This is a genomic window from Lysinibacillus sp. UBA5990 (assembly GCF_002429815.1).
GTDB classification, from domain to species: domain Bacteria; phylum Bacillota; class Bacilli; order Bacillales_A; family Planococcaceae; genus Lysinibacillus; species Lysinibacillus fusiformis.
In genome coordinates this window covers 1-22,478 of sequence record NZ_DJAY01000006.1, presented here as the reverse complement: position 1 = coordinate 22,478, position 22,478 = coordinate 1, and the positions used below count along the sequence as shown (strand labels likewise).

Annotated in this window: 26 protein-coding genes, 1 tRNA gene, 1 other RNA gene, 1 pseudogene and 1 other annotated feature; of the genes and pseudogenes, 22 read left to right on the top strand and 7 right to left on the bottom strand. The window is 37.8% G+C overall.

Annotation, left to right across the window (positions count from 1 at the left end; all coding sequences use genetic code 11):
• Positions 1–17 precede the first annotated feature (17 nt).
• From pdxS to B3D94_RS04240, 5 genes are all read left to right on the top strand, one after another.
• Complete coding sequence (gene pdxS / locus B3D94_RS04260; protein WP_291755076.1) at positions 18–902, top strand: pyridoxal 5'-phosphate synthase lyase subunit PdxS; 885 nt, start codon at positions 18–20, stop codon at positions 900–902.
• 1 nt (position 903) lies between these two features.
• Positions 904–1,467 (top strand): pyridoxal 5'-phosphate synthase glutaminase subunit PdxT, encoded by a 564-nt coding sequence (pdxT, locus tag B3D94_RS04255; protein ID WP_069483087.1) that lies wholly within the window; start codon positions 904–906, stop codon positions 1,465–1,467.
• A gap of 49 nt (positions 1,468–1,516) precedes the next feature.
• Positions 1,517–1,733 (top strand) — a binding site (T-box leader).
• A 154-nt stretch (positions 1,734–1,887) separates the two neighbouring features.
• Positions 1,888–3,168: a serine--tRNA ligase gene (gene serS, locus B3D94_RS04250; RefSeq protein WP_291755074.1), complete on the top strand. Its 1,281-nt coding sequence runs from the start codon at positions 1,888–1,890 to the stop codon at positions 3,166–3,168.
• A gap of 142 nt (positions 3,169–3,310) precedes the next feature.
• Positions 3,311–3,433: a hypothetical protein gene (locus B3D94_RS04245; RefSeq protein ID WP_291755071.1), complete on the top strand. Its 123-nt coding sequence runs from the start codon at positions 3,311–3,313 to the stop codon at positions 3,431–3,433.
• Positions 3,411–3,824: a hypothetical protein gene (locus B3D94_RS04240; protein ID WP_291755068.1), complete on the top strand. Its 414-nt coding sequence runs from the start codon at positions 3,411–3,413 to the stop codon at positions 3,822–3,824. The genes B3D94_RS04245 and B3D94_RS04240 overlap by 23 nt, the downstream gene beginning before the upstream one ends.
• Before the next feature lie 88 nt (positions 3,825–3,912).
• On the opposite strand, the gene B3D94_RS04235 is transcribed toward B3D94_RS04240, so the two are convergent.
• The 3 genes from B3D94_RS04235 to tadA form a co-directional block, all read right to left on the bottom strand.
• Positions 3,913–4,155, bottom strand: a complete 243-nt coding sequence (locus B3D94_RS04235; protein ID WP_204162659.1) for a TM2 domain-containing protein — start codon at positions 4,153–4,155, stop codon at positions 3,913–3,915.
• A 230-nt stretch (positions 4,156–4,385) separates the two neighbouring features.
• On the bottom strand, positions 4,386–5,522 hold the full coding sequence (locus B3D94_RS04230) for an SPFH domain-containing protein (RefSeq protein WP_291755065.1): 1,137 nt from the start codon (positions 5,520–5,522) through the stop codon (positions 4,386–4,388).
• A 179-nt stretch (positions 5,523–5,701) separates the two neighbouring features.
• Positions 5,702–6,214, bottom strand: a complete 513-nt coding sequence (tadA, locus tag B3D94_RS04225) for a tRNA adenosine(34) deaminase TadA (RefSeq protein ID WP_139133753.1) — start codon at positions 6,212–6,214, stop codon at positions 5,702–5,704.
• 168 nt (positions 6,215–6,382) lie between these two features.
• Here tadA and B3D94_RS04220 point away from each other — a divergent pair, with 168 nt between their 5' ends.
• From B3D94_RS04220 to B3D94_RS04175, 11 genes and pseudogenes are all read left to right on the top strand, one after another.
• Positions 6,383–6,712, top strand: a complete 330-nt coding sequence (locus B3D94_RS04220; RefSeq protein WP_025117719.1) for an ArsR/SmtB family transcription factor — start codon at positions 6,383–6,385, stop codon at positions 6,710–6,712.
• Positions 6,713–6,730: 18 nt separating this feature from the next.
• Positions 6,731–7,678 (top strand): cation diffusion facilitator family transporter, encoded by a 948-nt coding sequence (locus B3D94_RS04215; RefSeq protein WP_291755059.1) that lies wholly within the window; start codon positions 6,731–6,733, stop codon positions 7,676–7,678.
• Between the two features lie 70 nt (positions 7,679–7,748).
• Positions 7,749–8,081 carry a metal-sensitive transcriptional regulator gene (locus B3D94_RS04210; RefSeq protein WP_008179668.1) on the top strand — a complete coding sequence of 111 codons (333 nt, stop codon included), beginning with the start codon at positions 7,749–7,751 and terminating at the stop codon, positions 8,079–8,081.
• 34 nt (positions 8,082–8,115) lie between these two features.
• A complete protein-coding gene (gene copZ, locus B3D94_RS04205) occupies positions 8,116–8,322 on the top strand; it encodes a copper chaperone CopZ (RefSeq protein ID WP_036121975.1) in 207 nt (68 codons plus the stop codon).
• 81 nt (positions 8,323–8,403) lie between these two features.
• Positions 8,404–10,815 carry a heavy metal translocating P-type ATPase gene (locus B3D94_RS04200; RefSeq protein WP_291755054.1) on the top strand — a complete coding sequence of 804 codons (2,412 nt, stop codon included), beginning with the start codon at positions 8,404–8,406 and terminating at the stop codon, positions 10,813–10,815.
• A gap of 193 nt (positions 10,816–11,008) precedes the next feature.
• A complete protein-coding gene (locus B3D94_RS04195) occupies positions 11,009–11,644 on the top strand; it encodes a deoxynucleoside kinase (RefSeq protein ID WP_069483081.1) in 636 nt (211 codons plus the stop codon).
• Entirely contained in the window at positions 11,644–12,312 is a 669-nt protein-coding gene (locus B3D94_RS04190) for a deoxynucleoside kinase (protein WP_069483080.1), read from the top strand. The genes B3D94_RS04195 and B3D94_RS04190 overlap by 1 nt, the downstream gene beginning before the upstream one ends.
• An 89-nt stretch (positions 12,313–12,401) precedes the next feature.
• A complete protein-coding gene (locus tag B3D94_RS04185; protein ID WP_036224737.1) occupies positions 12,402–12,929 on the top strand; it encodes a TIGR00730 family Rossman fold protein in 528 nt (175 codons plus the stop codon).
• A 52-nt stretch (positions 12,930–12,981) separates the two neighbouring features.
• Positions 12,982–13,365, top strand: a pseudogene (locus B3D94_RS22990) (PAS domain-containing protein); the annotation flags it as partial.
• A 45-nt stretch (positions 13,366–13,410) separates the two neighbouring features.
• On the top strand, positions 13,411–13,902 hold the full coding sequence (locus B3D94_RS22985) for a methyl-accepting chemotaxis protein (RefSeq protein ID WP_414673974.1): 492 nt from the start codon (positions 13,411–13,413) through the stop codon (positions 13,900–13,902).
• Between the two features lie 135 nt (positions 13,903–14,037).
• On the top strand, positions 14,038–14,658 hold the full coding sequence (locus B3D94_RS04175) for an RraA family protein (protein WP_291755039.1): 621 nt from the start codon (positions 14,038–14,040) through the stop codon (positions 14,656–14,658).
• A 44-nt stretch (positions 14,659–14,702) separates the two neighbouring features.
• Here B3D94_RS04175 and B3D94_RS04170 read toward each other — a convergent pair whose 3' ends face one another.
• From B3D94_RS04170 to B3D94_RS04155, 4 genes are all read right to left on the bottom strand, one after another.
• Positions 14,703–15,977, bottom strand: coding sequence for a cation:dicarboxylate symporter family transporter (locus B3D94_RS04170; RefSeq protein WP_008179685.1), 1,275 nt, complete (start codon positions 15,975–15,977; stop codon positions 14,703–14,705).
• Between the two features lie 90 nt (positions 15,978–16,067).
• A complete protein-coding gene (locus B3D94_RS04165) occupies positions 16,068–16,946 on the bottom strand; it encodes a response regulator (protein ID WP_008179686.1) in 879 nt (292 codons plus the stop codon).
• Complete coding sequence (locus tag B3D94_RS04160) at positions 16,947–18,206, bottom strand: sensor histidine kinase (protein WP_193833519.1); 1,260 nt, start codon at positions 18,204–18,206, stop codon at positions 16,947–16,949.
• 128 nt (positions 18,207–18,334) lie between these two features.
• Positions 18,335–18,427: transfer RNA gene (locus B3D94_RS04155), tRNA-Ser, on the bottom strand.
• Positions 18,428–18,592: 165 nt separating this feature from the next.
• Here B3D94_RS04155 and ffs point away from each other — a divergent pair.
• From ffs to B3D94_RS04125, 6 genes are all read left to right on the top strand, one after another.
• Positions 18,593–18,860, top strand: an RNA gene (ffs, locus tag B3D94_RS04150) — signal recognition particle sRNA large type.
• A 143-nt stretch (positions 18,861–19,003) separates the two neighbouring features.
• Positions 19,004–20,791 (top strand): DNA polymerase III subunit gamma/tau, encoded by a 1,788-nt coding sequence (gene dnaX / locus B3D94_RS04145; RefSeq protein ID WP_291755035.1) that lies wholly within the window; start codon positions 19,004–19,006, stop codon positions 20,789–20,791.
• Positions 20,792–20,811: 20 nt separating this feature from the next.
• On the top strand, positions 20,812–21,126 hold the full coding sequence (locus B3D94_RS04140; RefSeq protein WP_069483075.1) for a YbaB/EbfC family nucleoid-associated protein: 315 nt from the start codon (positions 20,812–20,814) through the stop codon (positions 21,124–21,126).
• Between the two features lie 11 nt (positions 21,127–21,137).
• The gene (gene recR, locus B3D94_RS04135) at positions 21,138–21,734 is read left to right on the top strand and encodes a recombination mediator RecR (protein ID WP_036122001.1); all 597 of its coding nucleotides are present in this window, start codon (positions 21,138–21,140) and stop codon (positions 21,732–21,734) included.
• Between the two features lie 13 nt (positions 21,735–21,747).
• The gene (locus B3D94_RS04130) at positions 21,748–21,963 is read left to right on the top strand and encodes a YaaL family protein (RefSeq protein WP_036122003.1); all 216 of its coding nucleotides are present in this window, start codon (positions 21,748–21,750) and stop codon (positions 21,961–21,963) included.
• 73 nt (positions 21,964–22,036) lie between these two features.
• Complete coding sequence (locus tag B3D94_RS04125; protein ID WP_008179699.1) at positions 22,037–22,309, top strand: pro-sigmaK processing inhibitor BofA family protein; 273 nt, start codon at positions 22,037–22,039, stop codon at positions 22,307–22,309.
• The last annotated feature ends 169 nt before the right edge of the window (positions 22,310–22,478 follow it).

Below are 22,478 nucleotides of genomic sequence, written 5' to 3'. Positions count from 1 at the left end.
AAGGTGGAGGTTAGACAATGAAACAGACAGGTACAAATTTGGTGAAGCGTGGTATGGCTGAGATGCAAAAGGGCGGCGTCATTATGGACGTGATTAATGCTGAGCAAGCAAAAATTGCAGAGGCGGCAGGAGCAGTAGCAGTAATGGCATTAGAAAGAGTACCTTCAGACATCCGCAAAGCAGGAGGTGTTGCTCGTATGGCAGATCCTCGTATTGTAGAGGAAGTACTAGGAGCAGTCTCCATTCCTGTTATGGCCAAAGCTCGTATTGGTCATATTGTAGAAGCTCGTGTTTTAGAAGCAATGGGGGTTGATTATATTGATGAAAGTGAAGTGCTCACACCAGCAGATGAAGAGTATCACTTATTAAAAAGTGATTATACCGTACCATTTGTGTGTGGCTGTCGTGATCTAGGCGAAGCAGCCCGTCGTATTGGTGAAGGAGCAGCTATGCTACGGACAAAAGGTGAACCAGGAACAGGGAATATAGTGGAGGCAGTTCGACATATTCGTAAAGTAAATGCCCAAGTTCGCAAAGTGGTAGGCATGACAGAGGATGAATTAATGACAGAGGCAAAATTACTAGGAGCACCTTTTGAATTATTAAGAGAGATCAAATGTCTTGGGCGTTTACCAGTCGTTAACTTTGCAGCTGGTGGTGTGGCTACACCAGCTGATGCAGCATTAATGATGGAGCTTGGGGCTGATGGTGTTTTTGTTGGGTCAGGTATCTTCAAATCCGATAATCCTGAAAAGTTTGCACATGCGATTGTGGAAGCGACGACACATTACAAGGATTATAAGCTTATTGCTGAAATATCAAAGGAACTAGGCGTACCAATGAAAGGTATAGATATTGCACAGCTTGGGCAACATGAGCGCATGCAAGAGCGAGGCTGGTAGGATGAAACGAATTGGCGTTTTAGCCTTACAAGGGGCGGTACGAGAGCATGTTCAAATGCTAGAAAATCTTGGCTGTGAAGCTTTAGAAGTAAAACAGAAGCGGGATTTAATAAAACTAGATGGACTTGTATTACCTGGTGGTGAGAGCACGACAATGAGAAAGCTGTTGGATCGTTTTGAACTACTAGAGCCTATACGAGAACTAGCACAACGAGGCTTGCCTATGTTTGGGACATGTGCAGGATTAATTTTAATGGCTAATACTTTAGTAAATGATGAACCGCATTTAGCAGTTATGGATGTGACAGTTGCAAGAAATTCATTTGGACGCCAGGTTGACAGCTTTGAAGTAAAGCTCGATATTCCTAAAATAGGTAAGTCAATTCCAGCAGTTTTTATTCGGGCACCTCATATGGAGACAGTCGGAAAAGATGTTGAAATTCTCGCAGAGCATGAAGGTAAAATTATTTTAGCCAGGGATAGACATTTACTAGGTTGTTCGTTTCATCCTGAATTAACATCAGACACACGTATTCTTGAATTTTTTATAGCATCTATGGTATGACTTGCAAAATTTGTTTTCATATAGTACAGTATGGTTAAAATTTAATTAACTGAACACGATGATGGGAAGTAGTAGCAAGCACGTTTTTTTTAGAGAGTCAGCGGTTGGTGGAAGCTGATAAAAGCACTTGTGAATCCGTCCTGGAGTTGCACAGTCGAAGTCAATGAAGTAGGCTGCTGCCGGCTGGAATGCCGTTATAAAATAAGAGGATTAGACATAGTGTCTAGTCAATTAGGGTGGCAACGCGGGTAGCTCTCGTCCCTTTATGGGATGGGGGCTTTTTTGTGTTTATCTTGATACAGCCAAATGCTGCTCCTCTACATTGCTATTTATTTTGATGTTCAAATGACCACTAAATCAAGATAAAGAAACAAGATGCAACAATTTCCTATCATTAAGAAACTACTGGAGGTATGATCGATGTTAGATATTAAACGCGTGCGCGATAATTTCGCGGAAATTAAAGAGATGCTATTAACACGTAATGAAGATTTAGGAAACTTAGATGACTTTGAAAATTTAGATGCAAAGCGTCGAGAACTAATTGCTAAAACGGAAGAACTGAAAGCAGAACGAAATAAAGTATCTGAGCAAATTTCTGTTATGAAGCGCAACAAAGAAAACGCAGATGAAGTGATTGCACGTATGCGTCAAGTGGGCGATGAAATTAAAGAGCTTGATATTCAATTAAATGATGTGGAAGAGCGCTTTAAAGATATGATGATGCGCCTGCCGAACGTTCCTCATGGATCTGTACCAGTGGGTACGACAGAAGATGACAATGTTGAGGAATATACATGGGGTGAAATTCCGGCATTTGATTTTGATATTAAAGCGCACTGGGATTTAGCTACAGATCTAAAAATTGTGGACTTCGAACGTGGTGCCAAAGTAACTGGTAGCCGATTCTTATTCTACCGCGGCCTTGGGGCTCGCTTAGAACGTGCGTTAATGACATTTATGATGGATTTACATGCAGAAGAGCATGGCTATGAGGAAATGCTGCCACCTGTGATTGTAAATCGCGATAGCTTAACGGGTACTGGACAGCTACCTAAGTTTGAGGAAGATGTATTTAAATTAGAGGAAACAGATTATTTCATGATTCCAACAGCGGAAGTACCAGTAACAAACTTCTACCGTGATGAAATTTTAACTGCTGAAGCTTTACCACAAGGTTTTGCTGCATACAGTGCATGTTTCCGTTCAGAGGCAGGCTCTGCAGGTCGTGATACACGTGGTTTAATCCGTCAGCACCAATTTAACAAAGTGGAATTAGTTCGTTTTGTAAAACCTGAGGAGTCATATGAGCAGTTAGAGCTGTTAACGGGTCATGCTGAAAAAGTACTGCAATTACTAGGATTACCATATCGTAAATTAAAAATGTGTACAGCCGATTTAGGCTTTACTGCTGCGAAAAAATATGATTTAGAGGTTTGGATTCCTGCACAAAATATGTACCGTGAAATTTCTTCTTGTTCAAACTTTGAGGACTTCCAAGCACGACGAGCAAATATTCGTTTCCGTCGTGACCCAAATGCAAAACCAGAATATGTTCACACATTAAACGGTTCAGGTCTTGCGATTGGTCGTACAGTTGCCGCTATACTAGAAAACTATCAACAAGCTGATGGAAGCGTAGTAATTCCTGAAGTTTTAAGACCATATATGGGTGGAAAAGAAGTAATTGCCCCAAAATAAACAACTGATCAAGGCTATTTTAGACTAACCTTTACACGGTAATCTAAAATAGCCTTTTTTCTTTTGCAAAATTGATAACTCTCATAATTTTTGAAAATTCGTTATAATGGGTTAATATTCATGGGGACAAGGGAGGGAATTCATGGATTTACAGCAATTTGCTCAGGCTTTAAATGAATTTGACAATATCTTAATTACAGACGATAAAGGCTGTGCAATATTTTATGATTTAGCATATATTATTGGAAATCGGCTTAACACCTGATGAATTTTTTTACAGTACTGTGACTGATAATTATCAAAATTTATCACCTGAAACAAGTACCATTTTTAAAGTATTGCAAACGGGACAACCAATTTTATATTACGAACAACAATTAACGACCTTGAATGGTTTTAGTTACTTATCACTAAGTTCGACCTACCCGATAATGGAACATGGTAAATCCATTGGTGGAATTGAGTTTTCAAAGCATTTTTATGAAAGTAAGCAAATAAAATACTTAGATAATTTCCTGGGACATAAACTATATCGAGATAATCATACGACGTTATCGCCTAGAGGATTTTATTACGACAAACGCCGACATGGAGATATTATTGCACAGGGTATTCACAATGAGACGAGCGCTTTACAAAACCATTTATTACACTGATTAAATATAGAAAAGAAGGTGTCTCACTAGGAGGCACCTTCTTTCATGTGAAAATATCTTTTAGTTAGAAACTACTGTTGAAAAAATATTAGCGAGTGCGCACTCGATGTTTCACAGAGAAATTGTGTTCACTAGAGAGTAAGTAAATAATACCCTCAATAAAAGATATAATGACAGGTATATAAGTCCAGCAAAAAACTAAATATAGAATCCCTTGAAAAACCTTCCCTAAATAAAATTTATGAATACCGATACCACCAAAAAATATAGCGAGGACCCCAGCTAAACCTTTACTTTTTATAGGCCAAGAAGGATCAATACCATCATACATAGGAGCTTGTTGTGGCTGTGCTTGATACACAGGCTGTACCGATTGTTGAAAAGTAGGTTGTTGCACTATTGGTTGTTCGCTTTGGAAACTGAATTTTTCCCCGCAATATTTACATTGAGATAATGTGATATCAGCAGGTGCACCACATTGTGGACATTCGATATTGCTCATGTTAATACCTCCAATTGTTTTCTAAGTACATAGTCGAAAAATTAGTGTGATTAAAACTGTCAAATGGGATGAACCTGAGCACCACAGTTATTACAAAACTTAGAATTAACATCTATTTCTTGTCCACATGAACAAACCGGTTTCAGTAAACTAGTTCCACAAGTACTGCAGAATTTTGAAGATTCTTCGTTTTCATTGTGGCAGGAATGACAAGTAATAACTTTTCGCACTAAATTTTCCCCACATAAATTGCAAAACTTACTGCTAGAAGAAATACTGCCATGACAAGAAGGACAAATCTTATGTGTAGGCTGATGACCAGGTTGCTGTACTTGTTGGTTCATCATGGATGTCATGCCTTGTCCTACACTCAAGCCAACTCCACCAGTTGCAAATATACCAGCTACTCCATTTTCATTTGATGCGGCTGACTCATAAACATCAAAGCTACGTTGGGTAACATAACGATTGTCTCCCATAATTTCAAACTTAGCTTTATCCTGTAAAATTTCATTAATTTCTTCAAAATCTTCTTCAGGGAAATTAATAGATTGAATATGGAAATTCGCTGTTATAAAGCCATACTTAATGAATTCTTCAGATACTTTTTCTTTTAAACTATTTGAAATGTTTTGAAGCTCTGGCGTTATTTCCAACGCAGAAATTTTTTCATTAATAATCTTATTTGCGAGTTCGGTTTTTACAGATGTAATAAGAGAACCTTTAAAATAATCCTGTACTTTTTCGAAGCTAACAATATCATCTTTATTCATAGAGCCGATCACTTCTGAAAAGAATACTAAGTAATCATCAAGTCGTAGAGCTAATTGCCCAAATGCTCTTATACGCAATTTTACAAAGTATTTTGGATCAATTAACTGAATAGGATCAGTGGTTCCCCAATATAAATCCATTTTCACAGTGAGATTAATAAAGTAAATCTCTGCTGAGAAGGGAGTCCCCCCTCCATATGCTAAATTTACAATGTTATGAAGTATCGGTAGGTTATTCGTAGATAAAACGTGTGTTCCCGCATTAAAAACATCACACATTTGACCACCTTTTACAAAAATGGCTACTTGTCCTTCATGGACGATAAGTGCGGTACCAAGTACTAACTTGTCAGTTGGATGTTTGTAAATTAACCAATCACGTGAGCGTAATCCGTCAAATTTCACTCTATCAAAAATAGGCATTAACATTAAACCCCCTATTTATTTACTAATAAATCAAAATTATAACTAGTTATATTCTCCCTTTTGAGTTTATGTATGTCAATGTTTTATCGCGCAGAAATTTGGTGCTGCCATATAAAAAAAGTGTCTTCATAATGAAAGACACCTACTTTTTATATTCACATTTTTTATTCATTCGGCTATTCCCTTTCAGCCATTGCTGCTTGTCTTGCCTTTTTCTCTGCCTTCTTTCGTTCACGTAAAGCTCGGAAAAAATCGGTAAGGATTTGTCCACATTCATCAGCTAAAATTCCTTCAGATACTTCGCATTCATGGTTAAAGCGAGCATCATTTAATAAACGATAGAGTGAATCTACACAGCCTGCTTTCATATCCCTCGCACCATAAACGACTCGTGGTACACGGGATTGTAGGATTGCACCTGCGCACATGGGGCAAGGCTCAAGCGTAACGTAAAGTGTTGTTTTTTCGAGACGCCAACTGCCAATTTTTCGACAAGCCTCTTGAATAGCCATTAATTCAGCATGTGTTGTTGCATTTTGTGTTGTTTCTCGTAGGTTATGAGCTCTTGCAATAATTTGCCCATCATAAACAAGGACAGCCCCTATAGGTACTTCCCCAAGTATAGCTGCTTTTTTTGCTTCCTCTAATGCTTGTTTCATAAATAGACGATCTGTTTCAAAAATATCCACTAAATATCTCTCCTTAAAAGTAGTTTATCCTGCTTAATAGGTAATTGCTACTTTTAACTTCATGCAGAATTCCAAAGCATGATGTATTGACATTCCTAAAATAACCATTTATATTTATATATGAACACATGGTCATATATAAATATAAATTATTGGGGGTAAACTAATATGGATGAACAAATAAAAATAACGAATGTGGAAAATAGTCAGCATTTAGACGATGAGACATTATTCGTCGTGTCACAAACCTTTAAGGCATTAAGTGACCCAACACGAATCCGAATTTTAAATTTACTATGCGCAGATGAGCATTCCGTCAACGACATTGCTGAAATTTTAGATTTAGGACAATCGACCGTTTCTCATCAATTACGGTTTCTAAAAAATTTGCGATTAGTGAAATTTAGACGAGAAGGTACCACTTTATATTACTCCAAAGATGACGATCATATTATGAATTTATTGAAGCAGGCAATTGAGCATGCTGCACATAACTAAAGAACGGAGGTATTGTTGATGGGACATAATCATGATCATGGCCATGATCATACACATGGCGCTAATAAAAAGGTGTTAATCGTATCATTTATTATTATTACTAGTTATATGGTTGTTGAAGCAATTGGTGGTTTTTTAACGAATAGTTTGGCTCTTTTATCGGATGCCGGTCATATGTTAAGTGATTCCATCTCATTAGCTATCGCCTTACTTGCGTTTGTTTTTGGAGAAAAAGCAGCAAGCTACAGTAAAACATATGGATATAAACGATTTGAAATATTAGCAGCAGTATTAAATGGCGTTACATTAATTGGGATTGCATTATTTATTTTCTATGAAGCGATCGAACGTTTTGCAAATCCTCCGGAAGTGGCTACTACAGGTATGCTTATTATTAGTACAATTGGTCTTTTGGTTAACATCTTAGTTGCATGGATTATGATGCGTGGTAGTGATACAAAGGACAATTTAAATATGCGTGGGGCTTTTTTACATGTACTAAGTGATATGCTTGGGTCCGTAGGGGCTATTGTGGCTGCCTTACTAATTATGTTTTTTGGTTGGGGATGGGCTGATCCTCTAGCGAGTGTTATTGTCGCCTTATTAGTAGTAAGAAGTGGCTACTATGTTACAAAATCCGCTATTCATGTCTTAATGGAAGGAACACCTTCAAATGTCGATGTTCAGGAGATAATTCAATTAATTGAACAAACCGATGGGATAGAAAGCATCCACGATTTACACATCTGGACAATTACTAGTGGAACCAATGCTTTGTCTTGTCATGCAGTGGTAAATAAGCACTTAAACATTGTAGAGGGTGAGCATATTCTACGAAAAATTGAACATAATCTTGAGCATAAGGGTATTAAACATGTAACCATTCAACTAGAAACGGCTTCCCATCCACATGCAAGCTCAATTTTATGTCAATTGAAAAATGTTCATGAACATCATCATGAATAAAAAAAAATTTTACGGCTTGCATACCCTTCGTGGGTATAGTATAATAAAACTGAAATAGGAGGTGTAGTGGATGGAGGACATAGTAAAAGAGGATGCTTGTCATACAGAGGGAGCTACGTCTTGTCGAAAAAGCCATCACCCTGAGCGTGTAAAAAAGGATTTAACAACTCGTTTAAACCGTATAGAAGGTCAAATCCGAGGCATTAAGGGAATGATCGAAAAAGACGTTTATTGTGATGATGTTATTACGCAACTGTCTGCGACACAATCAGCTTTGAATAGTGTAGCGAAAATTTTATTAGAAGGTCATTTAAAGGGTTGTGTTGTGGATCGTCTATCGGAGGGCGATGATGCAGTTTTAGATGAATTAGTAGTAACGATTCAAAAGTTAATGAAAAAATAGATGTATATAAAAAAATTAAAAGGAGAGATTTATTATGCAAAATGTAACATTAAATGTACAAGGAATGTCATGTGGTCATTGTGTAAACGCGGTTGAAAAAAACGTTGGTGCTTTAGCTGGTGTTGAACAAGTAAAAGTAAATTTAGCAGAAGGTTTAGTTGATGTTGCATTTGACGATGCACAAGTATCACTTGATCAAATTAAAGAGACAATTGATGATCAAGGCTATGAAGTAAAATAAAATTTGTAGAGTGCTTCTGTGGCACTCTCTTATTTTCAAAAATATATACCCCCAGTCGGTATAAGGAGAGGTGAAAGGTAAATGAGTTCTGATCATAAGGAAGCTAATTTGCAAATTACAGGGATGACATGTGCGGCCTGTGCCACTCGCATAGAAAAAGGGTTAAATAAAATGGATGGAGTAGAACAAGCAACAGTTAATTTAGCTCTTGAAAAATCATCTATTAAGTACGACCCAGCAAAGCTAAGTGAAGCAGATTTTGAAAAAAAGATAGAAGCGCTTGGCTATGGAGTAGTTAAACAAAAAACTGAACTTGATATTACAGGAATGACATGTGCGGCCTGTGCTACTCGAATAGAAAAAGGATTAAATAAAATGAGCGGCGTATCATCTGCCAATGTCAACTTAGCTCTTGAAAAAGCAATGATTGAGTTTAACCCATCAGAGGTGAACATTGCAGATATTATTGCTAAGGTTGAGAAGTTAGGATATGGCGCTCATCAAAAAGCAGATGAGCAGGAAACAGAGGATCATCGAGAAAAGGCTATTAAGCAGCAACAACAAAAATTTATTTTATCAGCTATTCTATCCCTACCACTGCTCTGGACGATGGTTGGACATTTTACATTTACATCGTTTTTATATGTGCCGGAAATCCTTATGAATCCATGGATTCAAATGGTGTTGGCTACACCCGTACAATTTATTATTGGTAAGCAGTTTTATGTAGGGGCATATAAGGCATTACGAAATGGCAGTGCAAATATGGATGTACTTGTTGTGATGGGGACATCAGCGGCTTATTTCTATAGTGTTTATCAAGCAATCATGACGATAGGATCACATCATGGCCCGCACCTCTATTTTGAAACAAGCGCTGTATTAATTACATTAATTTTATTAGGTAAATTATTTGAGGCAAAAGCAAAAGGACGTTCATCTGAGGCGATAAAAAAACTGATGGGACTTCAAGCCAAAACAGCCATTGTTGTACGTGACGGTCTAGAGATGGAAGTGCCTTTAGAAGAAGTGATGATTGGTGATATCATCCTAGTTAAACCAGGAGAAAAGATACCCGTTGACGGAGAAGTTTTAGAGGGAACAACGGCTGTTGATGAATCCATGTTGACAGGAGAGAGTTTACCAGTCGATAAAAAGCAGGGCGATTCATTATTTGGATCGACTATTAATAAAAATGGTTTTATAAAAATGACAGCGACAAAGGTTGGTCGTGATACGGCACTAGCACAAATTATTAAGGTGGTAGAAGATGCTCAAGGATCAAAAGCACCGATTCAACGTTTAGCAGACCAAATCTCAGGGGTTTTTGTACCAATTGTTGTGGGCATTGCGATTGTGACATTTATCGTTTGGATTATTTGGGTACGTCCAGGAGAATTTACGCCTGCTTTAGAGGTCTTAATTGCAGTACTTGTAATTGCTTGCCCATGTGCACTTGGTTTAGCCACACCGACCTCTATAATGGCTGGTTCGGGTCGCGCTGCTGAATTTGGTATTTTATTCAAAGGTGGCGAGCATTTAGAACAAACACAAAGTATTGATACGGTCGTTGTAGATAAAACAGGGACAGTGACACATGGTAAGCCAGTACTAACGGATGTTCTTTTAGCACCAGACCAAGAGGAAACACGCTTTTTATCATTAATTGGTGCGGCTGAGAAACAGTCGGAGCATCCACTTGCAGAGGCGATTGTTCATGGTATAGAAGAACGTGGGATTGCTTTAGGGGAAGTTCAATTTTTTGAGGCTATTCCAGGTTACGGTGTGCAGGCAACAGTCTCAGGTCAAGGTGTTGTCATTGGTACACGAAAATTAATGCAACAGTACGGCATCCAGCTAGATGATATTTTACCAACAATGGAGCAATTAGAGCGAAATGGCAAAACAGCGATGTTGGCTGCAATAAATGGCCAATATGCGGGGGTAGTAGCTGTTGCTGATACAGTAAAAGATACGTCTAAGGAAGCCATTCATCGTTTACAGAATATGGGCATTACAGTCATCATGATGACGGGAGATAATGAACGTACAGCCCAGGCAATAGGCGCAGAGGTAGGCGTGAACCAAGTTATTGCGGAAGTTTTACCTGAAGGAAAAGCAAATGAGGTGAAAAAACTTCAAGCCCAGGGTAAAAATGTAGCAATGGTTGGCGACGGTATTAATGATGCACCTGCGCTGGCAACGGCCAATATTGGTATGGCCATTGGTACAGGGACAGATGTGGCGATGGAAGCGGCAGATATTACGTTAATCCGTGGTGATTTAAATAGTATTGCGGATGCCATTCTTATGAGTAGAAAAACAATGCGTAATATTAAACAAAATCTGTTTTGGGCATTTGCTTACAATACATTAGGTATTCCGATTGCTGCAATTGGTCTGCTTGCTCCGTGGGTGGCAGGTGCGGCAATGGCTTTTAGTTCTGTATCGGTTGTATTAAATGCTCTACGTTTACAGCGAGTGAAATTGTAAAGATGAAAAGGCGTTGGGATGCATATTCTTAATGCCTTTTTTCTATTTATACGGAGGGAAATCTCCTGCTTAATTTTCTAGAATAATAGGTTGATTCTGTTTTTCATTTTCTCACTATGATAAAATGAAAGGTACTGACTCATTTATGTAGAACACAATGATCGAATCCATATAACAAAAGGAGGAGCTTCTGGTGACGGTTCCATTTGTTACGGTAGAAGGTCCGATTGGTGTTGGTAAAACCTCTTTATCGAAAGAGATAGCGGCGACATTTAATTACCATCTATTAAAAGAAATTGTAGACGAAAACCCTTTTTTAAATAAGTTTTATGAAAACATTGAGGAGTGGAGTTTCCAAACGGAAATGTTCTTTCTTTGTAATCGCTATAAGCAATTAACGGACATTAAAAAATTCCGATTTGCTCATGCCAAGCCAGTTGTAGCAGATTATCATATTTTTAAAAATTTAATATTTGCGAAGCGTACACTGGCATCTACCGAATACGAAAAGTATGAGGAAATATATAATATATTAACAAAAGACATGCCTGTTCCTAATGTAGTTGTTTATTTACATGCAAGCGTTGAAACATTGATGAAACGCATTGCCATGCGTGGACGAGATTTTGAAAAAATGATATCACGCGATTATATGGAGCAGCTCGTAACCGATTATCATTCTTTTATCGAACATTTTGAGAATATGCATCCTGAAATACCAGTTATTCGATTTAATGGAGATCAGCTCGATTTTGTTAAAAATCCAGACGATTTAAATTATGTTTTAAAAATTATTAAGGATACGTTACAAAAAAGGAGTTTGCAATAATGAATTTAAGAGAGAAATACGATATTCCTCCACAAACGGTCATCACGATTGCCGGTACTGTAGGCGTAGGAAAGTCTACGATGACAACAGCTTTAGCAGAAGCATTAAATTTCCGTACATCATTCGAAAAAGTAGATACAAATCCGTATCTTGATAAATTTTATGAGGACTTTGAAAAATGGAGCTTCCATTTACAAGTCTACTTTTTGGCAGAGCGGTTTAAGGAACAGAAACGTATTTTTGAGTATGGTGGAGGATTTATACAAGACCGTTCTATTTATGAAGATACTGGGATATTCGCTAAAATGCATTACGATAAGGGAACAATGAGCCCAACAGATTATGAAACATACACAAATTTATTTGATGCTATGGTCATGACACCGTATTTCCCACATCCAGATTTACTTGTTTATCTTGAGGGGCCGATTGATGCTGTTATTGGGCGAATACAAGAACGTGGGCGTGCAATGGAGCAACAAACGCCAAATGATTATTGGATAGAAATGCATGAACGTTATGAAAACTGGGTTAATAATTTTAATTCCTGTCCAGTTCTACGTTTAGATATTAATGATTATGATTTATTAAAAAATCCGGATGCAATTGAATCAATTGTGAGCCGTATCAGTCATATGCTAAAACAAACAAGCCATTTAAGAAAATAGAAGAGCAAGAAACGACCAAAGAACGTGAAACAATACATAGCCGATTGTTTCACGTTTTTTGAATAGGAGGGATTACTATAAGAATTGCAGTGTATTGCGGATCTGGTATAGGTAAAAGTCCAGTCTATGGGGAGAAAGCTACAGAGCTAGGTACAGTATTAGCTAAGCACGGACATAGTGTTGTTTACGGTGGTTCCAAAATGGGGTTAATGGGAAAGGTCGCAGATGCTGTTTTAGCCGCAGGTGGAGAGGTTATTGGTGTTATGCCAACCCATTTACAAAAGCGGGAACTGGCTCATGCTTCATTAACAGAAATTCATTTTGTTGAGTCTATGCATATTCGGAAAGCTAAAATGGCGGAGCTGGCTGATGCATTTATTGCTCTTCCAGGAGGTGCAGGAACTTTAGACGAATATTTTGAAGTTTTTACTTGGGCACAAATTGGCCTTCATGAAAAACCTGTCATTTTATATAATGTAAATGGTTTTTATGATGCACTCTTACAGCATTTTAAAATAATGCTAGAGGAAGGATTTATACGACCTGAACAAAAGTCCTTTTTCCGTATAGCAACTACTCCAGAGGAAATAGTACGTTTACTAAAAAAACATGGGTGAACATTGCCCATGTTTTTTATAATATAAAATAAACGGTAAAAAATAGAAATGGATGAGGTGGATTATGCAAGGTGCAGATACTCAAGTAACTGATGATTTAGTAGTACAAGCCATTGAACGAAATATAGCAATTATACGTTTTGATATGGATCGAAGGGTAGCCTATGTGAATGAACTATTTGCTAGAACATTAGGCTATACAGTACAAGAGATGTTAGGAAAGAATCATAAAGATTTTTGTTTACCAAATTTCGTTCACAGTGCAGCATACGAACAATTTTGGCGCAATTTAGTAGCAGGAAATAGTTATCAGGACAAAATTGAGAGAATTGATGCAAATGGCCAAAGAATTTGGCTTGAGGCTACGTATATGCCTGTTTTCGCTAACCACACAAATAAAGTAATTGGTGTTTCAAAAATTGCTACAAATATTACTGAACGTCAAAATGAAATAACAAATGTAGCAGATCAATTGAAGGAAATGTCTAATGAGCTTCATCAACGCTCAGAGGCTGGTATTCAAAATAGTCAAGAATTACTGAGCACCATTCAAGCGGTTTCTCAGGAGTCAAAAGAAAATGTTAGCAATCTGGCACAGCTAAAAAATCAATCTGTTTCCATTAAAGTGATTGTGAAAACCATTCAAGAGATTGCTTCCCAAACAAATTTATTAGCTTTAAATGCAGCTATTGAAGCTGCACGAGCTGGGGAGTATGGCCGAGGCTTTGATGTAGTGGCAAAAGAGGTGCGCAAGCTTTCTGTCAGGGTAGAGCAATCCATTTCAGAGGTGAAGGATCATATAGAGGGGATAGAGCGGGAAATTAATCAAGTGACAGCCAGTATTACAAAGATAGCTGAAAAAGTAGAAAAAACAAATGAACAAATTACTATTACAACTAAAGATTTTAATGAAATTGCATCTGCGGCTGAAGCTTTAGACGAGCAGTCCAAGCAATTTATTGAAATTATTTAACGTTGCATATTGCCCCATTCGCAGACTAGGTGGTGGACTAATTTACAATATTTTGTAGATGTGTTGAAATAGTATAAGTTTTTTCATTACAATATTTGTGTAAGACGTTCATTAATCATAATAGGGGTGTTATGGATGACAAAAGTGGAAGTAAGTTTTCAGCATCTACCAACAACAGCTATTTCAGATGTGACAGGTGGACATACGAATTTGTGTAGTACGATTAAACCGCTAGCCAATCATTTTAAAATTGCTGGGCGTGCGGTAACTGTACGATTACCAGATGGTGAAAATGGTGCAGTGTTGGAGGCTATTCGAGCGGCTAATGAAGGAGATATTTTGGTTATTGATGCAAAAGGAAACACCAATCGAGCGGTAGCAGGAGATTTTGTGGTGTCCTTAGCAAAAGGTATTGGTGTAAAAGGCTTTGTAGTTGACGGTGTAATTCGTGATATTGCCGCTATTCGTGAGCTAGATTTCCCTGTATTCGCTTTAGGTACTACAGTAGCTGCTGGTAATAAAAATGGTGGTGGCAAAGTAAATGTTCCCATTGCCATTGGAGGAGTAACAGTTCACCCAGGCGACTATATAATTGGAGATGTGGATGGTGTTATTGTTGTACCACAGCAAGATGCTGAAAAAGTGATCGAAGCTGCGGAGGAAAAGATACTAAAAGATGAAAAGCGTGCTCAAGAAGCACATGCAAATGGCAAAGAATCCATTGTTGCATATTTAAATAAAGTGCTTGGAAAATAAAAAAACGCTCACGATGCCATCCAACATCGTGAGCGTTTTTTATTTTATGCTAAATTTTCATTTTCATTAAAATAATTCTTCATTTTTTCGCGATCGAAACGGCCTTCCCATTTCGCCATAACTAATGACGCTAATGAGTTACCAATTACGTTAACAACTGTACGTCCCATATCAAGAATACGGTCAATACCAGCGATAAATGCTAGACCTTCTAACGGAATGCCGACAGTACCTAAAGTGGCTAGAAGCACTACGAAAGATACCCCTGGAACCCCTGCAATCCCTTTCGATGTAACCATCAATACAAGCATTAACGTAATTTGTTCACCAATGCTTAGGTGAATACCGTACATTTGCGCAATAAATAATGCTGCAATCGCTTGGTATAGCGTTGATCCGTCTAAGTTAAAGGAGTAACCGGTTGGGATAACAAAGGATACAATATCCTTCGGAGCCCCTAATTTCTCCATTTTTAACATAATACGCGGTAATACAGCTTCAGAACTTGCTGTTGAGAATGCTAAGATTAGCTCATCTTTCAGCACTTTAATTAAATAGAAGATGCTAATTCCTGCGAATTTTGCCACAAGGCCAAGAACAACAAAGATAAAGAATAACATAGTTGCATAAACAAGAATGGCTAATTTGGCAAGTGGTACCAATGAGGCAAACCCATATTTGGAAACGGTTACACCAATTAAACCAAATACCCCGATTGGAGCAAACTTCATTACGAGGTTAGTTACCCAGAACATCGCATCTGCTACCCCTTGGAAGAAGTCTAAGACTGGCTTTCCTCGATCGCCAACTGCTGCAACTCCTAAACCAAAAATAACTGAGAAGAAAATAATCGCAAGCATATTACCCTCAGCCATAGACTGAATAATATTTGTTGGGACAATACCTACAATTATATCGAAGGGCCCCTCATGTTGTACTTCCTCAGTCGTTGTAACATATTTCGAAATATCTCCTTGAGATAATTCGTTCATGTTTATTCCTGCACCAGGTTGGAAAATATTAGCGGAAAGTAATCCGACTAAAATAGCTACAGTCGTAATAATTTCAAAGTAAATAATGGATTTCCCGCCTAATCGGCCAAGCTGCTTCATGTCTCCAGTACCAGCAACACCTACGATTAATGTAGAAATAATAATCGGTACAACAATCATCTTAATAAGATGTAAAAAGATATCCCCTAATGGTTGTAAATATGTCTCAATCTTGGGGTTTCCATAAAAAATACCACCAACAATGATCCCTAAAATCAAGCCGATTAAAATTTGAGCGGCTAGACTGATTTTAAATTTCTTCTTCAAACCCTTTGTACCCCCTGATATTAAATTTTTAGGACACGCCTTACTTTAATAATACGGAGGACTTATGGAATCCGACAAAATCCGAGAAAATTAATTTAATTTTGTTAAAATGTCTGAATATAGCACTTGAATAAACTTCTTAATATTTACCTTTGCTTTACGATTGTCATGGTCTTCAATCTGAGTCATGAGTTGACGAATTTCTTTAAAATCGAAGTAGCGAGGGGCATAGTATTCAAACTCAGAGTTGGTGTAATCGACAACACCTAAGTTTGCAAGATTAATCATGGCAGCTAATATCGTTCTGCGCACACGCTGTTCTATGGCTTTACTTTCCTTTAAAATGTCATCAGGTGTTGCCTTTGTTACAGCAGCGATTTCTTCATAAAGCTCCTTTAATGGAGGGAGGGGTGCAATCTTATGCTGATGAGCAAGTAAAGTTTCGATAATAGCTATAATATCCTCGCTCCCAATCTCACCGACAATACCCATATCATTTAATATGGACTGAATATGGTCTCGTGAAGTTGCTTTATTTGCTTTTTGCTCACTTAATTCAATATTTGTAAGTGATTGACGAATAACTAACAATGAATTTTTCAGCCGAAATTGTTCTGTAGTTTTTTTCAAAACATTTTCAACCTCAATGCGGTTAATCGGTTTATGAATGAAGAAATCTATTCCCTGCTCATAAGCCTCACCAACCATTTCTTTATTCACAACCTGAGAAATCATTATAAATTGACCCTCAAAGCGATTTTGAATAAGATGTTCGACTGTTGCTATACCATCAAGCTTTGGCATCAGTAAATCGATTAGCACAATCTCAGGCTGGGTCATTAAAATTTGTGGTATGGCATCCTCTCCATTGCGAGCTTCGCCAATCACTGTACCTAACCCACTATCTTCAATAATTTGTTTTAACATGACACGACTTGCGCGATCGTCGTCTACAATAAAATACCTCATTTAAGTCTCTCCCGTTTGAATAGTTTGCGTAGGAATTATGATTTTAAACGTTGTGTATTGATTGTTTGATTCAACGGTTATGGAGCCTTTTAATTTTTCTATTAGTTCAGCAACATGTGAAAGGCCAATGCCAGTAGCTGCGACACCTTCTACATTATATTTTGTGGTAAATCCAGGTTCAAAAATAATAGAAAAATCATTCTGTGAAATTCCCTTTCCATTGTCACATATTGTTACTACAGTATTATCCTCTTGTCGTTGAATAGCAATAGAAATGATACCTTGTTCTTCGATAGCCTCCACTGCATTGGCAGTTAAATTATTTAAAAGCGCAAGCAGTGCAATATGTTCCTTTGTTTGAAAATCGAAGTCTATACTTGTTTCGAACTGTATATTCTTCCCAAGTAATTCAGCGTACTTACTATTGCCGTCTTCGATATAATGTAATAATTCTGATAATATAAAGGGCCCGAAGCTTCTCTCACCAACAATCTTTGAAATGCCCGCATAGATGCGTTGTGAATCCTTTTTCACTTCATGAATTTCCTGGGCAATATGAAGAGCTTGCAAGCTTTCCGCTCGATATCCTTGAGCTTTTAATTGCCGATATAATTCAAAACCGCTAGCTGTTATGGTTTCAATATGGTTCATGGATTTTTTTAAATACAGAGTCTCAACATAGAGGTCAGATCCAATATTCAGCATCTCTTGTACACGTTTTTTTTGTTCGGCGATCAATATAGAGCTATATATACCAACTACAAAAAAGCTTCGTAATAAGGCCACTGCTAATAGGATCAAAAGGTCGTGAAGAAATAAAAATGTATAAGTTTGTACAAAAAATCGGAAAATTTGTTCGGCTAAGTTACTAATGACCTCACTAAAAGCGACGAGTAAACCAAGCTTTAGTGGTTTTTCTCTATATGTTTGAACATCTAAAATTTGTAGGCATATAGCAAACAATACATAAAATAATCCTGCTGGTAAATGGTTAAATATGCTCTCTAATACGGGTATATCATGTAAATAGGAATTAAAAACACGAAAAATGATTGTCACTATACTTGTAGCAAACCCAGCTAAAATAATGGGAGTGGGTTTAATTAATGTGCATAAGAAAAAGATAATGGTGCCTAAACCAAAGCGAAATGTCGTATTGGCAAACGGCATAATTTTAATTTCACTACCAATTGCGGTCAAAACAGCAATCAAAATAACCCAAGTGAGGGAAGTGCGAGCTATATTTTTTTTCGATGGCAATTTGACAACCTCCCATAAGCAATATAATAAAAAAATACCACAACCGAGACGGAAGTGGTATTTAACAAGTCATACATACAATTTTGGCAAAAAAAAAACGGCTACATTCGTAGTCGGAAATTAAAAACTGGAGGAGGTAGAGGGATTCGAACCCCCGCGCGGTGTTACCCGCCTGTCGGTTTTCAAGACCGATCCCTTCAGCCAGACTTGGGTATACCTCCATGTTATATTGCTTTGCTGTCTTTCGACAAAAATAAATTTATCATAACTTAAAACCCAAGTCAATAATTTTTTTACAAAATATCGTGATGTTAAAAATACATAGGTAATAAATAATTTGTGCATTAAGTTGCAATTTATACAAACAGTCAGTATACTAGTTATTGCCGTGCTAGGTGGGAAGGTAGCGGTGTCCTGTAACTCGCAATCCGCTCTAGCGAGACTGAATTCCTTTTTCGAGGCTGTCCGTATTGTTTGGTCTGCCTTCTGCACGTAGTGTTGACGATTGGGTCCTGCGCAATGGATACCCATGAACCATGTCAGGTCCGGAAGGAAGCAGCATTAAGTGGTCATATCCATGTGCCGCGGGGTTGCCTAATCTGAGCTAACGACAGGAGTAACGCTTATGTGCGGCTGTCAAGGAAAGGTGCACGGCATTAAATTGCCAACTCAAAGCATCCGTCTACTATAAGGCGGGTGCTTTTTTTATTTTTTATTTAGTAACTTCATTTTATATATAAGACAGCAAATGCTATAATAAGACTATTCTATTTAATGGAGAAGGAGAGAGAAAAACAGTGACGTATCAAGCATTTTACCGTGTGTATCGGCCGCAATCTTTTCGAGAGATGTCCGGTCAAGCGCATGTCAAAAGAACGCTACAAAATGCTCTCCTAGCGAATAAAACGACGCATGCTTACCTTTTTTCTGGGCCACGTGGTACTGGGAAGACAAGTACAGCTAAAATTTTTGCAAAAGCTTTAAATTGTGAACATGCGCCTGCGAAAGAGCCTTGTAACGAATGTGCTACATGTATAAGTATTACGGACGGTTCGCATCCTGATGTCATTGAATTTGACGCAGCTTCAAATTCACGTGTTGAAGAGATTAGAGATATTATAGAAAAAGTTCGTTTTGCTCCTGCAAGCAGCAGATACAAGGTGTACATTATTGATGAAGTGCATATGCTTTCTACAAGTGCTTTTAACGCTCTTTTGAAAACATTAGAAGAGCCGCCTCCTCATGCGGTATTTATTTTAGCAACAACAGAGCCTCATAAATTGCCTGCAACAATTATTTCTCGTTGTCAGCGCTTTGATTTCAAAAGACTTTCTACCAATGATATTATTGAACGTATGAAAGTTGTCTTAGAAGATATTGAGCTGCCGTATGAAGAGCAAGGCTTAAAAGTAATAGCGCAATCTGCTGCAGGGGGAATGCGTGATGCTTTAAGTTTATTGGACCAAGTAGTATCTTTCAGCGGAGAGAAGCTAAAGCTTGAGGATACCTTGCTAGTTACAGGTTCAATAAGTCAGGATGTTTTTTATGATTTAGCCGAGGCACTCAAAGCGAAAGATGTTGCACAAATGCTTGCGTTATTAGAACAACTAATTGCTGATGGTAAAGATCCACTGCGTCTTTCAGAAGATTTAATTACATTTTTCCGTGATTTATTATTACTTCAAACAAGTGATGATTTAGCTGAATTATTAGAGCTCGTGTCTCCTGAGGAACGTGTATTATCCTTGGCGCATGAATTTGCACCGAATATGCTTTATGGCTATATTGATATACTTGCGAAAACTCAGCAAGAAATGCGATTTTCTCACCATACGAAAATCTATTTAGAAACGGCATTACTTAAAATGGTACAGTTTTCGGGAGGGAGCACTAATCAAGCGGTAACTACAACGAGCGATACGGCTATTAGCCCTGATCTTGCTCAAAAAATTGTAGCGCTTGAGCAGATGGTTCAACAATTATCCGTACAATTACAATCAGGGGCTCCTGTGCAAGCATCGCAAACACCAAAAGAGCAAAGACCACGTGCTAAAAATCCAAACGGGTATAAGGCTCCGACAGGTCGTATTCAAGAGGTACTAAAGGACGCTACAAAGCAAGATGTTCAACGTATAAAATCGATTTGGGCACAAGCACTAAATCAATTGCAAAAATCTCAATCTGCGCTTTTAGCTGAAGCTGAACCGGTTGCGGCATCTTCAAGTGCTTTTGTGTTAAAATTCAAGTATGATATTCATTGTCAGATGGTTGCAGATAATCAGTCTTTAAAGGGCCACTTTACCCAGTTAATTGCCGGACAAACTGGTACCTTGTACGAGATGCTTTGTATACCAGAAGAATCTTGGTTAAAGATGCGTGAAGAGTTTATCCGTGATCATAGTATGCAGCACAAAAAAACATCAGCTGCATCAGAGAATGGTGAGGAGTTATTAGAACCACCACCGGCAGAAATGTCGGATGAGCCATTTATCGATGATGCTCAGCCACTTGCCTCACAGGACCCACTTGTGACAGAGGCTGAAAATCTCTTTGGTAAAGATTTTGTTGAAATTATGGAAGATTAAATTTTAGGAGGAAAACATGTATGCGCGGAATGGGAAATATGCAAGGTATGATGAAAAAAATGCAAAAAATGCAAAAGGAAATGATGGAGGCTCAAGAGGCTCTCAATGCAGAGCAATTTGAAGGTGTTGCAGGTGGCGGCATGGTAAAAGTAAGTGTGTCTGGTCAACGTGAAGTTGTGTCAGTAAATCTTGATGAATCTGTAGTAGATCCAGAGGATATTGAAATGCTACAAGACTTAATCGTTATTGCTACTAATGAGGCATTAAAAAAGGTAGAAGAAAAAACGAACTCAACGATGGGTAAATTCACTCAAGGCTTAAACCTTCCATTCTAGGAGGTATTCATATGTACTACCCAGAACCAATATCAAAATTGATCGATAGTTTTATGAAATTGCCAGGTATCGGGCCGAAAACTGCGGCTCGTCTGGCGTTTTTTGTGTTATCAATGAAGGAAGAAGATGTCTTATCTTTTTCTAAAGCATTAGTTGATGCTAAACGAAATTTAAGCTACTGTTCCGTTTGTGGCAATATTACGGATGTAGACCCATGTCACATATGTACAGACAAACAACGAGATCATTCGATTATTTGTGTTGTTCAAGATACAAAAGATGTGATTGCGATGGAAAAAATGCGTGACTATAATGGCATGTACCATGTTCTACAAGGTGCGATATCACCAATGGATGGCATTGGTCCAGAGGATATTAATGTCGCTTCCTTGTTGGTCCGGTTGCACGATGAAAGTGTCCAAGAGCTTATTCTAGCTACGAATTCAACTATTGAAGGCGAGGCAACAGCTATGTATATATCTCGCCTTGTCAAACCATCAGGTATTCGTACGACCCGCATTGCGCACGGATTGCCAGTAGGTGGGGATTTAGAATATGCTGATGAGGTAACGTTATCTAAGGCGATGGAAGGTCGACGTGAGCTGTGAGTGAGGGATTAATATGTTCTTCCGTAGTAAAGGAAAACTAAAAAAAGAGTTCGATAATAGGCTCGTAAATCTTATAAAAGAAACAAAAGAGGATTTACAACAGGCTAAGATAATAGAAGAATTAATGGACGACTATGATCTGGGGGCGATCGCTCAACGAAAAGCGGCAGAAAGCATTCATTTTTATTTATTTAAAGAAGCTAGAATTCGCAGAGTGTTAATTAAATAGTTCTATTGGCCATTCATAGAAGCAATACAGGAAACATAAACTTTCATAATTATTTTTTTGAGGGGGTAACCATATGTCTTGGTTAGTAATTATGAGTATTTGTGTTCCTGTAGGGCTTCTTTTTCTTTATGTCATAATAAGACATGCTAAGCTTGGCAAAATCTTAGAAGGATTATCTGTTTTTTGGTTTCGATTTGCATTTGCCTTCCTATTATTATTTATGATTCATTTAGGTATCGGTTATATAGGATATAATGTGCCGATTAATCTTTTCTCTGTCTTAACAATTGCCGTTTTAGGTATTCCGGGGGTTCTAGGAATAACGGCTTTAATATTTATTTTATAAAATGCTTGCAATATAATAATATTATGGTATAGTTATAGAAGTCGCCAATACAACTGGTTGAAACGAAAATTCGTTAAAAAATTTATGTTGACACAGTGTGCGTGACATGATATTATATAAGAGTTGTTGTTGAAAAAACAACAACGAACAACATGAACCTTGAAAACTG

Excerpts from the sequence above, each read along its gene's own strand:
- pdxS (WP_291755076.1), top strand. The coding sequence starts at position 18 with ATGAAACAGACAGGTACAAATTTGGTGAAGCGTGGTATGGCTGAGATG.
- pdxT (WP_069483087.1), top strand. The coding sequence starts at position 904 with ATGAAACGAATTGGCGTTTTAGCCTTACAAGGGGCGGTACGAGAGCAT.
- serS (WP_291755074.1), top strand. The coding sequence starts at position 1,888 with ATGTTAGATATTAAACGCGTGCGCGATAATTTCGCGGAAATTAAAGAG.
- B3D94_RS04245 (WP_291755071.1), top strand. The coding sequence starts at position 3,311 with ATGGATTTACAGCAATTTGCTCAGGCTTTAAATGAATTTGACAATATC.
- B3D94_RS04235 (WP_204162659.1), bottom strand. The coding sequence starts at position 4,155 with ATGTATGATGGTATTGATCCTTCTTGGCCTATAAAAAGTAAAGGTTTA.
- B3D94_RS04230 (WP_291755065.1), bottom strand. The coding sequence starts at position 5,522 with ATGCCTATTTTTGATAGAGTGAAATTTGACGGATTACGCTCACGTGAT.
- B3D94_RS04220 (WP_025117719.1), top strand. The coding sequence starts at position 6,383 with ATGGATGAACAAATAAAAATAACGAATGTGGAAAATAGTCAGCATTTA.
- B3D94_RS04215 (WP_291755059.1), top strand. The coding sequence starts at position 6,731 with ATGGGACATAATCATGATCATGGCCATGATCATACACATGGCGCTAAT.
- B3D94_RS04210 (WP_008179668.1), top strand. The coding sequence starts at position 7,749 with ATGGAGGACATAGTAAAAGAGGATGCTTGTCATACAGAGGGAGCTACG.
- copZ (WP_036121975.1), top strand. The coding sequence starts at position 8,116 with ATGCAAAATGTAACATTAAATGTACAAGGAATGTCATGTGGTCATTGT.
- B3D94_RS04200 (WP_291755054.1), top strand. The coding sequence starts at position 8,404 with ATGAGTTCTGATCATAAGGAAGCTAATTTGCAAATTACAGGGATGACA.
- B3D94_RS04190 (WP_069483080.1), top strand. The coding sequence starts at position 11,644 with ATGAATTTAAGAGAGAAATACGATATTCCTCCACAAACGGTCATCACG.
- B3D94_RS22985 (WP_414673974.1), top strand. The coding sequence starts at position 13,411 with ATGTCTAATGAGCTTCATCAACGCTCAGAGGCTGGTATTCAAAATAGT.
- B3D94_RS04175 (WP_291755039.1), top strand. The coding sequence starts at position 14,038 with ATGACAAAAGTGGAAGTAAGTTTTCAGCATCTACCAACAACAGCTATT.
- B3D94_RS04165 (WP_008179686.1), bottom strand. The coding sequence starts at position 16,946 with ATGAGGTATTTTATTGTAGACGACGATCGCGCAAGTCGTGTCATGTTA.
- B3D94_RS04140 (WP_069483075.1), top strand. The coding sequence starts at position 20,812 with ATGCGCGGAATGGGAAATATGCAAGGTATGATGAAAAAAATGCAAAAA.
- recR (WP_036122001.1), top strand. The coding sequence starts at position 21,138 with ATGTACTACCCAGAACCAATATCAAAATTGATCGATAGTTTTATGAAA.
- B3D94_RS04130 (WP_036122003.1), top strand. The coding sequence starts at position 21,748 with ATGTTCTTCCGTAGTAAAGGAAAACTAAAAAAAGAGTTCGATAATAGG.
- B3D94_RS04125 (WP_008179699.1), top strand. The coding sequence starts at position 22,037 with ATGTCTTGGTTAGTAATTATGAGTATTTGTGTTCCTGTAGGGCTTCTT.